The sequence below is a fragment of the Arthrobacter sp. LT660 genome, from assembly GCF_056172845.1.
The window spans coordinates 1,307,970-1,322,147 of the sequence record NZ_CM149651.1 but is presented as its reverse complement, the minus strand read 5'-3'; the positions used below and the strand labels follow the sequence as shown (position 1 = coordinate 1,322,147).

The window sequence follows — 14,178 nt, the reverse complement described above, 5'->3', positions numbered from 1 at the left end:
TTTCCCTCCGACCGGCGCTTTCCACAGCTTTTTGGGGGAGAGTCGCCCACAACATTCGAGTACGAAAGAGCGGAGTGACCATGCCGGCCTCGCCCAGGGAACGAGAGTTCACCGCACCCGACGGATTGCGCGTGCGCGTGGTGCGATCGGCCCGTCGGACGCGCACGGTTTCCGCCGCGTGGCGTGACGGAGCGGCCGTGGTGTCGGTCCCGGCCCGCCTCAGCGCCGCGCAGGAGGAGCAGTGGGTCCTCGACATGGTGGAACGTCTCCGCGACGGCCGCACGCGTCGGCGCAAGCGCGGTGCCAAAAGCGACGCCGAGCTCATGGACCGCGCCACCCGGTTGAGCGCGCGGTACCTCGCTGGCCGCGCGGAACCGGAATCCGTCCGATGGGTGTCGAACCAGCAGTCGCGCTGGGGATCGGCCACTCCCGAGGAGGGGAGCATCCGGCTGTCGAACCGCCTGATGGAGATGCCGGAGTGGGTCAGCGACTACGTCTTGGTGCACGAACTCGCACACCTCGCCGAACCGGGCGGGCACGGCCCCCGGTTCAAGGCACTCGAGGCAACCTATCCGCGGATGGCCGAGGCGAAGGCGTACCTTGAGGGCGTCACCTTCGCCCTTAATCGGCTCGGGGGCAACGAGTCCCCCGATGCGCCGGAATGGGACGCGCGAGAACCGGCGGCGGGGGAGTAGGGCGCCCTATGACTGTCCGGGCTTGTCGCCCGAGCCGTCCAGACCGGTTGTGTCGTCCCCACCTTCCGCGTCGCGGCCATCCTCGGTCTTGTCCGGGCCGTCGGTGTCGCCCGTTTCGGGGTCCGGAACGTCGTATCCGCCCGACAGCAGACGGTTGAGCGCCTCGTCCATTTCGCCGTCGGAAGCCTCGGCAAGGGCCCGGCGTTTGCCGAAACCCTCCGGGTCGTCGAGGTCCTCGGCCGTTGGCATCAGGTCCGGATGGGACCACACGTCCTCGCGACCCTCCTGCCCCCGGTCCTGAAGCAGCAGGGCCCACAGGCGGGCCGCGTCGCGCAGACGGCGCGGACGCAGTTCGAGACCCACGAGGGAGGCGAAAGCCTGCTCGGCCGGTCCCCCCGACGCCCGGCGCCGACGCACGGTCTCGCGCAGGGCGGCAGCCGACGGGAGGTTGGCGGCCGCCGTGGCGACAACCTCGTCCACCCAGCCCTCGATCAGGGCGAGGGCCGTTTCGAGCCGACCCAGCGCGGCGTCCTGGGCTCCGGTCCGCTGCGGCGTGAACAGCCCCTCGGTGACGGCTCCCTGAAGGGACTCGGGGTTGGACGGATCGATGTCGCGCACGGCCTCTTCGATACGGGACATATCGATGTGGATGCCCTTGGCATAGTCCTCGATGGCGCCCAGCACGTGGGCCTTAAGCCAGGGAGCGCGGAGGAAGAGCCGGGCGTGCGCCGACTCGCGTAGCGCCGCGAACAGGAGCACCTCCTGCTCGGGGATGTCGAGCCCATCGCCGAAGGCGGTGATGTTGGCGGGAACGAGCGACGGTGTTGACCCAGCCAACGGGAGTCCGATGTCGCTGGAACCGAGGACGTCCTTGGCCAGACCGCCCACCGCCGTACCCAACTGCATGCCGAACATGGCGCCACCCAGATTCTGGAACATGCCCTGCGCGTTGCCCAGCATGGGCTTGAGCTGTTCCGGAAGCTGGTCTCGCATCGCGGTGCTGAGCGCCTGCGCGACGCTGATGGCCACGGGTTCCGTCAGGGTCTTCCAGGTTGGCATGGTCTTGTCGATCCATTCGGCGCGCGTCAGGGCGGCGAACCCCGTCCCGCCGCTGGTGAAGGCGGTCGCCTGGTCCAGCCACAGGTCCGCCAGGCGTCCCGCATCGGCGACGGCTCCGGCGCGCGACGGGGTGACGCTGGGATCGGACCCCGCGGCGGCCTGCCGGGCGGAGTCCTGGGCCAGCTTCCAGTTCACCGGGCCGCCGTCCCCCGACGCCATGGCGCCCATCATCGACTGCACCTGGCGGAACATGGCGGAGAGCGCCTCGGGATCGTTGGGCGCGCCCATAGCGGCGCCGAATCCCGCGGGAAGGTTCTTCGGGTCGAAGCCCTCCGGACCGCCGCCGAAAAGACCGGCGAACATCTCCGCGAACGGATCCTTGCCGGAATCCTCCGGCTCATCGGAGTCGTCGGGACGGTTGTCTGGGGGTGTGTCAGCCATGGCTCAACGTTACCCCCGGCGCCCACGGCGTTCCCATGCGACGGGCCCCGGTTCGCTGACGGCAAAGCCGGAACATCGCAGGAGACCTTGTAGCCTTGGTGGGGCCGCTTCGGCCCAGCCGGACACGCCAGAGGGCACCGGCGGAAGGGAAACACCAGGTGACGGAAACGCAGCAGTTCCCGCCCGTGCGGAACGACGCCGTGGATCCGGGGCCGAGACGTCGGCTCAGGATGCATCGCACATTCATCGGGGCGACCAGCGCCGCCGTCGTGATCGGGTTGGCCGCGCTGGCCCTGCCCGCGCCGTATGTCGTGGAGTCGCCGGGGCCCGCCATCAACACCATCGGGGTCGTCGACGGGAAGCCGGTGATCAAGGTGGCCGGTCGGGAAACGTTCGAGCCCACGGGAAACCTCGATCTCACGACGGTCTACGTCCGGGGCGGGGCCGACCGGCGTCTGCCGCTCTTCCAGGTCCTCCAGGGATGGGCCGACCCCGAACAGGACATCTACCCCGAGGAGTCCGTCTACCCGCGCGGCGTGACCGGCGACGAGGTCAGTGACCAGAACGCGTCCCTGATGGACAACTCGCAGCAGACGTCCGTCGCGGCGGCACTGACCAGTCTGGGCATCGAGTACGGACAGACGCTGGCGGTGGCCGGAATGGCGACGGAAACCAATGCCGCGGTGCTGGCCGAAGGCGACCTGCTCAGGACAGTCAACGGCGAGCCCATCACCGACCTCGCGATGCTTCGCGGCTCGCTGCAAGACGCGGGCGACGCCCCGGTCCGGCTGGGCATCGAACGCGACGGCGGTGCGGAGACCGTGCGGGCGAGCACCACGGCCGGGGACGACGGCCAGCGGCAGCTCGGGGTGTTCCTGCAAACCGAATTCACGTTCCCCTTCGATGTCGACTTCACGCTCGCCAACGTCGGCGGCCCCAGCGCCGGAATGATGTTCTCGCTGGGTCTGGTGGACACGCTCACCGAGGGCGACCTCACCGGCGGACGACACGTCGCCGGCACCGGAACCATCACCCCGAACGGCGACGTCGGCCCCATCGGGGGAATCGCCCAGAAGCTGGTGGGCGCGAGGGAGGCCGGAGCCGAGGTGTTCCTTGCCCCCGCGGGGAACTGCGCGGAGGTCGACGGGCGAATTCCCGAGGGACTGAGCGTTATTAAGGTAGCGACCCTCGACGAGGCCAGATCGGCCCTCGAGGACATCGCGGCCGGCGACGATCCGGCGTCGCTGGCATCCTGCGGCGCCTGAACGTCACGATCGTCCATCGATGCCCGGCGGGCGGGCCTCCCGGTTCGCCGCGCCGACCGCATCAAGGCAGAATGATAGATAAACCGTCCCGAATTCGCGTGGGCGGCACATAGCCAGACCCCGATGATGAGGTTTTACAGTGACATTCGGTGCTGACAATCCGTTCGGCGGGCGCCCCCAAGGCCCCGGCGAGCCCAATGGTGGAGCACGACCACCGCAGGGACAACCGCGCAAGCCCTCCGCCCTGATGCCCACGATCGTGATCGTGGGCGCGGTCGTGGCCGTGTTCGTGTTCTTCGCGAACATCTACGCGGACGTCCTCTGGTACAACCAGTTGGGTTTCTCCGAGGTGTTCTGGAAGGAGAACCTGTCCAAGGCGGCCATCTTCGCGGTGTCGTTCGTCGTGATGGCCGCGGCGACTTGGATCAGCCTGATGCTCGCCCACCGTAGCCGGCCGGTCTACGCGCCCGATGCCCAGATGCGCGACAGCCTCCACCGGTACCAGTCGCAAATCGAACCCATCCGCCGCCTGGTGATGATCGGGGTCCCCGTCGTCATCGGCGCGTTCGCCGCCACTGCGGCCACCTCGCAGTGGCAAAAGGTGCTGCTGTTCTTCAACCAGGTTCCCTACGGCGAGGTCGACCCCAGGTTCGGGCTGGACCTTTCGTTCTACATGAACACGCTGCCGTTCCTCTCCTTCCTCGTCGGCTTCCTTGTCAGCGTGGTCCTCATCGCCGGCATCGCCGGCATCCTGACCCATTACCTGTATGGCGGCATCCGGGTCGAGGAGCGCGGAGGCGTCGTCGTCTCCCGCGCGGCACGCGTCCACGTCAGCATCGCGGCGGGCCTGTTCCTGCTGCTGCAGGCGGCGAACTACTGGCTGGACCGCTATGCGACCCTGGTTTCGCAGGACGGCCGCGCCGCGGGCGCCCTGTACACGGACGTCAACGCCGTGATCCCGACCAAGACCATTCTCGCGATCGCCGCCATTTTGGTGGCGCTGCTCTTCGTGGCGGGCGCCATCGCCGGACGCTGGAAGCTTCCAGTCGTCGGCGCGGCCATGCTCGTGGTAACCGCCGTGGTCGCCGGCGGGGTTTACCCGTTGATCGTCCAGCAGTACCAGGTGGTCCCGTCCGAGAAGACGCTGGAGCAGCAGTACATCCAGGACAACATCGACATGACCCGGTCGGCCTACGGCCTGGAGGACATCGACTCGATGCCCTACGACGCGACCACCGACACGGCGAAGAACGCGCTGGCCAAGGACAGCGCGACCACCGCGAACATCCGCCTGCTGGACCCGAACCTGATCTCCGACGCGTTCGCCCAGCTGCAGCAGTTCCGCACCTACTACAAGTTCGCTCCGACTCTCAACGTCGACCGCTACGAGGTCGACGGGAAGGTCGAGGACACGGTCATCGCAGTCCGCGAGGTGAACGTCGACCAGACGGACAGCTGGGTCAACCAACACATCACCTACACCCACGGCTACGGCGTGGTCGCCGCCTACGGGTCCAAGGTCGCCGCCGGCGGACGCCCGGACTTCATGCTGGAGGGCATCCCCACCGAGGGCGTTCTCGGCGACGACTCCACCTACCAGCCGCGGATCTACTTCGGCGAGTTCTCGCCCGAGTACTCCGTGGTCGGCGGCCCGGAGGGATGGGCACCGCGCGAGCTCGACCGTCCCCAGGGCGAAGACGGTGAGGACGGCGAGGGAGACGCGAAGACCACCTTCAGTGGCAACGGCGGTCCCAGCGTGGGGAACTTCTTCAACCGACTCGTTTACTCGCTGAAGTTTGGCTCCACCGACCTCATGCTTTCCGACGCCATCAACTCCGAGTCGCAGATCCTCTACGAGCGCTCTCCCAAGGAGCGCGTAGAGAAGGTCGCTCCGTACCTGACCGTCGATTCGAACGCCTACCCGGCGATCGTCGACGGCCGCGTGAAGTGGATCGTGGACGCCTACACCACCAACGACAGCTACCCCTACTCGACGGCACAGCAGCTGGAGTCGGCCGTCCGGGACTCGTTGACGGGGGAGAACCGCATCAACGCGCTCACCGGTCAGGTCAACTACATCCGCAACTCCGTGAAGGCGACCGTGGATGCCTACGATGGCTCGGTCGACCTGTACGCGTGGGAGCCGGACGAGCCCCTGCTGCAGGCCTGGCAGAAGGTGTTCCCGACGACGCTGAAGCCTTTCAGCGAGATGAGCGCGGACCTGATGGCGCACGTGCGCTACCCGGAGGACCTGTTCAAGGTGCAACGGGAACTCTTGGGCCAGTACCACGTCACCGACGCCGACGACTTCTACGAGTCCAACGATGCGTGGTCAGTCCCCAACGACCCCACGGCGCCCACCGCCGCGGTGAAGCAGCCCCCGTACTACCTGTCGCTGCGCATGCCCAACCAGGACGACGAGACGTTCTCGCTCACGTCGACGTTCATACCGGCCACCAGCGCCGGAAGCCAGCAGCGCAACGTGCTCTACGGCTTCTTGTCCGCCGAGGCGGACGCGGGCACCGAGGCGGGAGTGAAGTCGGAGGGCTACGGCACGCTGCGGCTGCTCGAGCTGCCCCGCAACACGGTGGTGCCCGGCCCCGGCCAGGCGCAGCAGAACTTCGACTCCAACACCGAGGTTTCGACCCAGTTGAACCTGCTTCGCCAGGGCGCTTCCGAGGTCATCAACGGCAACCTGCTCTCGCTGCCCGTCGGTGGCGGCATCCTGCACGTGCAGCCCGTCTACGTCCAATCGACCGGTCAGACGTCCTACCCGACACTGCGCAAGGTGCTGGTCTCCTTCGGCGATAAGGTCGGCTTCGCCGACACGCTCGCTGAGGCGCTCGACCAGCTCTTCGAGGGATCGTCCGGCGCAGTGACCAACGAGGGCGAGGGAGGCACCCCGGCCCCCGACGCCGAGGATCCGGATGCGGAGACGGCGTCCGCCGAGCAGCGGCTGAAGGACGCGCTGGCGGACGCGAACGCCGCCATCACCGCCGGACAGACCGCACTCGCCGAGGGCGACTTCGGCGCGTACGGTGCGGAGCAGACCAAGCTCCAGGAGGCCCTCCAGAGGGCGATCGACGCCGAGGCGACGATCACCGGCGAATCGGCCGTCCCGCCCGCAGAGGAAGGCGGCGCCGAGGACGCAGAACAGCCCTCCGATCCCGCCCCGGCCGAAGACAACGGCTAGCTCAATCGGGGCGCACCAACCCCGCCGGAGCCCGGCGGCCGGACCTTCGTCCGGCCGCCGGATGGCCCGATTTGTGGTTGGGCGGCAAAGATGCGAAGCTTGTGTCTTGCGGCGCGGGGTGGAGCAGTTCGGTAGCTCGCCGGGCTCATAACCCGGAGGTCACAGGTTCAAATCCTGTCCCCGCAACAAGGAGAAAGAACTAGGCCCCGGCCGGTGGAGACACCGGCCGGGGCCTTTTTGTCCGTGATGTGTCTTTGGGTTTCCCCTTGCGTCCCTTAACCCCGACGGGTGCCCGGCGGTGAGGCAGCCGTCACGTGGACCCGGTCGGGCCTAGTAGTCTGTCAGTTGAAATCCGCTGCCCGAGAGGAACCCACGTGACGTCCCCCGCCAACAAAACGGCCCGACCCGAACAGGCCGCTTGGGTGCGCTTCCTCCTGATCGCCGCCGGCGCCGTCGTGTTGCTGGCCGTTGTCGTACTCGTCTCGTGCTGGCTCGTAACGCTTGAGGGCGTGCAGCGGTTCCTGACCGCCTACCCGGGACACACCGAGCTGCCCGAGGGCACGCCGACGGGCCTGCCCGCCTGGCTGGGGTGGCAGCACTTCCTGAACGCCTTCTTCCTCGTGCTGATCATCCGCACGGGCTGGCTCGTGCGGACGACGACGCGGCCCCCGGCCAACTGGACCCGAAATAACAAGGGGCTCATCAAGACCAAGAACCCCCCGAAGAAGATCAGCATTGACCTGTGGTTCCACCTCACGCTCGATGCGCTGTGGGTGCTCAACGGCATCGTCTTCATCGTCCTGCTGTTCGCCACCGGGCACTGGGCCCGCATCGTCCCCACCGGGTGGGACATCGTGCCGAACGCGGCCTCCGCGGCGCTCCAGTACGCGTCGCTCAATTGGCCGTTGGAGAACGGGTGGGTCAACTACAACAGCCTCCAGCTGCTGACGTACTTCGCCACGGTCTTCATCGCCGCCCCACTGGCCATCGTCACCGGCCTGCGGATGTCGGAGGCCTGGCCCAAGAAGGCGGCCGTCAACAAGGCGTTCCCGATCGAAGCCGCCCGGGCCGTGCACTTCCCGGTCATGCTCTACTTCGTGTTCTTCATCGTCGTGCACGTGGCACTGGTGCTGGCCACGGGAGCCCTGCGGAACCTCAACCACATGTACGCCGCGCGCGACGACGGCGGGTGGACGGGATTCTGGATCTTCGCCGCCTCGCTCGTGGTGATGGTCGGGGCGTGGTTCCTGGCCAAGCCGGTTTTCCTCGCCCCGATCGCGTCCCTGACCGGCAAGGTCAGCCGCTAGGCGGCATTTCCCACCGGACGAGGCGAAGGGGCCACGGATGAGTGAATCAGCCGAAGAACGCGAGGCCATCCTCGGCGTCGTCCGGGAGTTCGCGGCCGAGCGCATCGCCCCGCACGCCGACGCGTGGGACCGCGACCACCACTTCCCCGTCGACGTGCTGCGCGAGGCGGGTGGCCTCGGCCTGGGCGGGATCTACGCGCGGGAGCAGTTCGGGGGTTCCGGGCTCGGCCGCGGGGACGCGGTGCGCATCTTCGAAGAGCTCGCCAAGGCGGATCCCAGCATTTCCGCCTACATCTCGATCCACAACATGGTCGCCTGGATGCTCGACGCGTTCGGCGACGACGCGCAACGCGCGCGCTGGCTCCCGAGCCTCGCCACCATGGAGGACCTCGCGAGCTACTGCCTCACGGAGCCCGGCGCCGGGTCCGACGCCGCGGCACTGGCCACCCGCGCGAAACGGGACGGGGACGACTACGTCCTCACGGGAGTCAAGCAGTTCATCTCCGGCGCCGGGGCATCCGCCGTTTACCTGGTCATGGCGCGGACCGCCGACACGGGCAGCCACGGGATCAGCGCCTTCATCGTTCCCGCGGGAGCGGAGGGACTCTCCTACGGTTCCCTCGAGCGGAAAATGGGGTGGAACGCGCAACCCACCCGACAAGTGGTGCTCGACGGGGTGCGCGTCCCGAAGGCAAGCCGCCTGGGTGAGGAGGGTGAGGGGTTCGGCATCGCCATGAAGGGACTCAACGGGGGCCGGATCAACATCGGGGCCTGCTCGCTGGGCGGGGGACAGGCAGCGCTGGACAAGTCGGTGACCCATCTGCACCAGCGCAACGCCTTCGGGAGGCCGCTGATCGACCAGCAGTCGCTGCTGTTCACGCTGGCCGACATGGAGACGGACCTGGAGGTGGCGCGCACGTTCCTGTGGCGCGCCGCCGACGCGCTGGACGAGGGGTCCGCCGATGCCGTGCGCCTGTGTGCCATGGCCAAACGCGTCGCGACCGACGCCGGCTTCGGCGTGGCCAACGCCGCACTGCAACTCCACGGCGGCTACGGCTACCTGGCCGAGTACGGACTGGAGAAGATTGTCCGCGACCTGCGCGTCCACCAGATCCTGGAGGGGAGCAACGAGATCATGCGCCTCGTCGTCGGCCGGATGATCGCCGAACGGTAGCCGCGACCCCCTCGGGCAGCACCGATTTGGCGGTGCGGCGAACCTCCGCTAGAGTTGATGATGCGCCGCGGGGTGGAGCAGTTCGGTAGCTCGCCGGGCTCATAACCCGGAGGTCACAGGTTCAAATCCTGTCCCCGCAACAAAATAAACGGTTCCGACCGTGGAGAAATCCACGGCCGGAACCGTTTTTTCGTTAATCCGGATCAGGCGCCATGGTAAGTGGTTTCCTCCGTGGCCGACGCGGCATCCGATGCTGCCGACCCGAGCGCCGCGGGGGACTGGCCCGCCTTGAGCGCGGCCAGGCGCGCCTCGACCTCGGTCTGCTCACCCAGATCCTCGAGTGATTCGAACTGGCTGTCCAGGGACGAGGCGGCCAACTCGTTGGCGCCGATCACGCGGGCCTCCTCGCGGCGGATCTTCTCCTCGAAACGCGACACCTCCGACGTCGGGTCCATGATGTCGATGCTCTTGATGGCATCGTTCACCTGGTTCTGGGCCTGGGCGGATTTCGCCCGCGCGACGAGCTCGTCCCGCTTGGAAACGAGCTCCTGGCGCTTGCCCTTCATCGCCTCGAGGCCGGACTTCAGCTTGGAGACGATCTCCTCCTGCGATGCGATGGTCGGCTCGACACCCGTCGCCTCGCGCTCCGACTGCATCTGCCGCTGAAGGGCTACCTTGGCGAGGTTGTCGAACTTCGCCGCGTTCCCGGCGTCGCCCGACGAGCGGTATTCATCCGCCTTTTGCGACGCCGCCAGCGCCTTGGTGCCCCAGTCGCGGGCGTTGTCCTGGTCCTCGCGGTGGTCCTGCTCGAGCATGCGCAGGTTGCCGATCGTCTGCGCGACGGCGGTTTCGGCCTCCGCGATGTTGTTCGTGTAGTCGCGGACCATCTGGTCCAGCATCTTCTGCGGGTCCTCCGCCGAATCGAGAATCGCGTTGATGTTGGCCTTGGCCAATTGCGCGACCCGACCAAAGATCGATTGTTTTACCACGGTGTCACCCTCCATTTGTCATCGATACAACCTTGAAAAAACGCCGCGGTCCCGGGCCTAGAAGTTGCCGCCTCCGCCGTCGCCGAAACCGCCGAAGCCACCGCCACCGCCGCCGCCGAAACCGCCGAAGCCGCCGCCACCGAAGACGCCGCCGCCGGAGTGGCCGCCGCCACCGCCTCCCCGCAGGATGGAGTCGATCAGGATCCCGCCGAGGATGGCGCCCCCGAGCCCGTTGCCGCCGCCACCGCCGAATCCGCCTCCGAACCCTCCGCCGCCGCCGAAGCCGCTGACGTCGTTCTCGGCCTCCCGCGCGGCCTGGTCGGCGAGGTGCGCGGCCTGGTTCGCGTATTGGAGGGCCGCCACGGGATCGTGGTTGCCCATGCGCAGTGCCTCGTCCAGGTTGCGCTCGGCCTCGGCCAGCCGTGTGCGTGCCGTGGATCCGACGCCGCCGCGCCGTGCGCGGATGAAGTCTCCGGTTCCCTCGATCTTCACCTGCGCCGTCCGAACTGCGGCCTGGAGCTGTTCCGCTGCCCGGGCCGCCTGCTGCTGCTGGTCGCGGATGGCGGAGAGCGGCGCGTCGAGCTGGGCGTGCGCGTCCTCGACGGCACCGAGCAGGGCGACGGGGTCGATGCGACCAGCTTGCACTTGCGACTTGACTCGGCCCAACGCCTGCTCGACCGCGGCGGCTGGCCCGGCCAACTCGGGCCTCCGACCGCCGGAAACCATGGCCCGAGCCTGCGCGAGATCCCGGGCGGTAGTCGCGACCGCCGACTCCAGGTCCCGGCGCGCACGGGAGAGATCATCCCCCGTCTTGTCGATGGCCTCGAGCAGCACGCGGGCCTGGTGGAGGCTCTCTTCTCCGGCACGGACGGCCACGGCCGCCTCGCTGGTGGACTGTTCCTGGATCTTCGCCTCTGCAGTGGTGATGGCGTTGTCCACGAAGTCGAGGCGTTCCGTTGCCTGGACGATGTTGTCGCGGACCTGGGTCAGCGCGGAATCGGCGTAGGAACCGGTCAGTGTCTCCAGTGCCGACTGCGCGGAGACGAGGCGTTCGCGCTGTGCCGGGGCGTCCTGACGGAGCCTGGCCACCGCCTGCGGCGCGTTGCGCTCGAGCTCGCGGAGGGCGTCGAATTCGGCGTGGTGCTCTTCGAGGGTGTCGCTCACGGCCTCGCACCGGCGGATGATGTCGCCGAGCCACGTGCGTTGCTGTTCTTCGGTGTCCGGGATGTGGTCATCCAGCTGCTGCTGGAGCTTGAAGGATTCGGTCAGGTGCGCCTTAGCCGCCTGGATGTCCTCGGCGAAGGGCTTGACGGCGCCTTCGCCGTATTGTGCCAGGGCGAAGCCCACCTCCTGCTCGCTGGACTTGATCGCGTCGTCGGCCGCGATGAGCAGGCTTCCGGCACGCTGCCGAAGCTCCTCGACGCCCAGGCCGGCCAACGGATCAACCGGCTGCCCATCGGGACCGGAGAGCGGTCCCTGTGCCGGGCCGGCCGGTGGCATCTTCCGGCGCCGCGAGAGGGCGAGCGCGGTCGCCCCGCCGGCGACGACCACGCCCCCGACGATCCACGGCGCCGCCGAACCCCCGCCGGAGTCGCCGGTTCCCGCGCCCGAATCCCCGGGATCCCCACCGGAGCCCGCGCCCAGTTCGCCGTTGACCGCCGCCTCGATACCCTCGGCGGCGCCGACCGCGGCGTTGGCCCAGTCCGCGGAGCCGATCGTACCCGATGGCAGTTCCGGGACCACATACCGCGTCCAGATCTCGTTGTCCAAGGGCGCGACCTGCTCCGTGTCGCCGGAGTCGAGGCGGCCTTGGCGCGCGTCCACGGCGATGGCCAGGATCGAGTCGCTGGCGCCCATACCCTTGGTGCCCGCCACCTCCTCGACCCAAGCGCCGGCGTCGGACGGCTGTTCGAAAGTGTCCACGAACACCACGAAGAGGGTGCGGCCCGTGTTTTCCCGAAGTTCCTGTACCGCGTCTTCGACCCGCGAGGCCTCGGAACCGAGGGCGCCGGCGCTGTCCACGACGAATTCCCCTGGCGGGATGTCGACGGGCGGTTCTGCGGCGGCGGGGCCAGCCCACGCCAGAACGGTAAACATGGCGATGCCGGCTGCCGCCGACGCCCGCCCGGGAATGGATCTCATGGATCACCCTTCGGCATCGTGGACCGCCCTCGCCGCGAATGTGGCCCGACTTTTTTTGCGGGTCACCGGCGGGGGCAGTCGCTGTTGATTCTATGGTTGCAGTGTGGGGGCGTCCACCGAGGCCGAATGCGCCGACAGCGAAAGCCCGGGCGTCCATTCGGCCAAAACACAGGCTTCGCTCAGGAAAACCTTTCGGGGAACACAGCACGGGTTGCCATAGTTGTTCCAAGGGAACCCAGAAAGGAACCAGCGATGAGCGAGCACAGGTACAACCCGGGGGACAACGCGCCCGACGGCCACGACGCCGACGCGGACGGGTCCGTGGCTGGATCCGACGTGCCGCCGCGCCCGCAGGCCCCGCCGCAGGCGCCCTACTCCTCGTGGAACGCGACCGCGCCCATCGACAGGGCGGCAAGCGGGGGAGCCGCTCCCGGTGATGCCGGCGGCCCGCCTCCGGCGTTCGGCCCGGGAAGCCACTACCCGCCGTACGGTGCGCCGCAGGCGACAGGGTCCGCCTTCGCGTCGGCCCCCGCGCAGCGCCGGAAATCCCCCAAGCGTTTCGGCGCCCCGACGCTCATCGCCGGCATGCTCGCCGCCGCGCTGGTCGGGGGCGGCTCGGCGGTGGGCGCCAACTACCTCATCGTCGGGGACGAAACGCCGGCGTCGACGTCCACCGCCCAGCCGGGCGGCGCCGTCGTCATCAACAACCCGGAGAACGTGACCGCGGTGACGGCGGCCGCGGCGAAGGCCTCGCCCAGCGTGGTCACCATCGAGGTCAACGACGGCGGACAGGGCGGATCCGGTTCCGGCATCATCCTGGACGGCGAGGGGCACATCCTCACCAACACCCACGTGGTGACGCTGGGAGGAGCCTCCGCCTCGCCCACGGTGAATGTGCGCACCAGCGACGGCACCGTGCACAAGGCCGAGATCGTTGGCACCGACCCGCTTTCCGACTTGGCCGTCATCAAGATCGACGCCGACAACCTCACCCCGGCGACCCTCGGGGAATCCGGAAAGCTCAACGTCGGCGACACCGCGATCGCCATCGGCGCGCCGCTGGGGCTCAGCGGCACCGTCACCGACGGCATCATCTCCACGCTCAACCGGACCATCAGCGTGGCGTCGTCGGCCGTGCCCGACAGCCCCGCCGAGGGGGACGCCGAAGAGGACGACGGCGGCGGTGAATTCAACTTCCAGTTCCCCGGCGAGTCGGGACAGCAGGACTCCAACTCGGGCTCCATCTACGTCAACGTCCTGCAGACGGACGCCGCCATCAACCACGGCAATTCAGGTGGTGCCCTGGTCGACGTCGAGGGCAGGATCATCGGCGTGAACGTCGCGATCGCCTCCGCCGGGAGCGGCGGCGCGGGCGGGGAGGGCGGCAGCATCGGCGTCGGCTTCGCCATCCCCATCGACTACGCCAAGCGCGTCGCCAACGACCTCATTTCCGACGGCGAGGCGTCCCACGGGCTCCTTGGTGTGACCGTGCAGGCCCAGGCGGCCGGCGACGGGGACGCCAGGACGTCGTTCAGCGTCGGCGCCGCGGTCCGCGACGTCGTTCCGGATTCGCCCGCCGAGGCCGCCGGCCTGCAGCCGGGGGACATCATCACCGGTGTCGGCGACCGGCCCATCGACGACAGCCTCTCGCTGACCGCCGCGGTCCGCGAGTACGCCGCCGGGACGAAGGCGATCGTGCACTACACGCGCGATGGCCAGGAGAACAGCGTCGAGGTCACGGTCGGGGCGTCCGAGGGCTGATTCGCCCGTGGTGCCGGCAACGAGGCGCGCGGCCCGACGATGCCGCGCGCCGCGCCACGGTTAACCACCATTAACCGAAATGGCCGTCTGGCGCGAACCTGCGGCTAGCATGGGGGAGGGCCGTATCCGGCCACACTTCCGCAGAGGAAAGG

Annotated in this window: 9 protein-coding genes and 2 tRNA genes; 8 read left to right on the top strand and 3 right to left on the bottom strand. The window is 68.5% G+C overall.

Features of this window, described 5'->3' with window-relative positions; translation table 11 throughout:
* Window positions 1-80: 80 nt before the first annotated feature.
* Window positions 81-695: a M48 metallopeptidase family protein gene (locus AC0QSG_RS06030; protein WP_475376965.1), complete on the top strand. Its 615-nt coding sequence runs from the start codon at window positions 81-83 to the stop codon at window positions 693-695.
* Between the two features lie 6 nt (window positions 696-701).
* Here the strand turns inward: AC0QSG_RS06030 and AC0QSG_RS06025 are convergent, their stop codons facing one another.
* A complete protein-coding gene (locus AC0QSG_RS06025; RefSeq protein WP_475376964.1) occupies window positions 702-2,195 on the bottom strand; it encodes a zinc-dependent metalloprotease in 1,494 nt (497 codons plus the stop codon).
* 158 nt (window positions 2,196-2,353) lie between these two features.
* Here AC0QSG_RS06025 and AC0QSG_RS06020 point away from each other — a divergent pair, with 158 nt between their 5' ends.
* From AC0QSG_RS06020 to AC0QSG_RS05995, 6 genes are all read left to right on the top strand, one after another.
* Entirely contained in the window at window positions 2,354-3,460 is a 1,107-nt protein-coding gene (locus AC0QSG_RS06020) for a YlbL family protein (protein ID WP_475376963.1), read from the top strand.
* A 247-nt stretch (window positions 3,461-3,707) separates the two neighbouring features.
* Entirely contained in the window at window positions 3,708-6,653 is a 2,946-nt protein-coding gene (locus AC0QSG_RS06015; RefSeq protein WP_475376962.1) for a UPF0182 family membrane protein, read from the top strand.
* A 112-nt stretch (window positions 6,654-6,765) separates the two neighbouring features.
* A tRNA-Met gene (locus AC0QSG_RS06010) sits at window positions 6,766-6,839 on the top strand.
* Window positions 6,840-7,075: 236 nt separating this feature from the next.
* A complete protein-coding gene (locus AC0QSG_RS06005; protein ID WP_475377280.1) occupies window positions 7,076-7,960 on the top strand; it encodes a cytochrome b/b6 domain-containing protein in 885 nt (294 codons plus the stop codon).
* A 37-nt stretch (window positions 7,961-7,997) separates the two neighbouring features.
* On the top strand, window positions 7,998-9,134 hold the full coding sequence (locus AC0QSG_RS06000; RefSeq protein WP_475376961.1) for an acyl-CoA dehydrogenase family protein: 1,137 nt from the start codon (window positions 7,998-8,000) through the stop codon (window positions 9,132-9,134).
* Between the two features lie 66 nt (window positions 9,135-9,200).
* Window positions 9,201-9,274: transfer RNA gene (locus AC0QSG_RS05995), tRNA-Met, on the top strand.
* A gap of 63 nt (window positions 9,275-9,337) precedes the next feature.
* Here AC0QSG_RS05995 and AC0QSG_RS05990 read toward each other — a convergent pair.
* Both AC0QSG_RS05990 and AC0QSG_RS05985 read right to left on the bottom strand, forming a co-directional pair.
* Entirely contained in the window at window positions 9,338-10,123 is a 786-nt protein-coding gene (locus AC0QSG_RS05990) for a PspA/IM30 family protein (protein WP_475376960.1), read from the bottom strand.
* Window positions 10,124-10,180: 57 nt separating this feature from the next.
* Window positions 10,181-12,265: a TPM domain-containing protein gene (locus AC0QSG_RS05985; protein ID WP_475376959.1), complete on the bottom strand. Its 2,085-nt coding sequence runs from the start codon at window positions 12,263-12,265 to the stop codon at window positions 10,181-10,183.
* Between the two features lie 252 nt (window positions 12,266-12,517).
* Between AC0QSG_RS05985 and AC0QSG_RS05980 the strand changes: the two genes are divergently transcribed.
* The gene (locus AC0QSG_RS05980) at window positions 12,518-14,026 is read left to right on the top strand and encodes a S1C family serine protease (protein ID WP_475376958.1); all 1,509 of its coding nucleotides are present in this window, start codon (window positions 12,518-12,520) and stop codon (window positions 14,024-14,026) included.
* The last annotated feature ends 152 nt before the right edge of the window (window positions 14,027-14,178 follow it).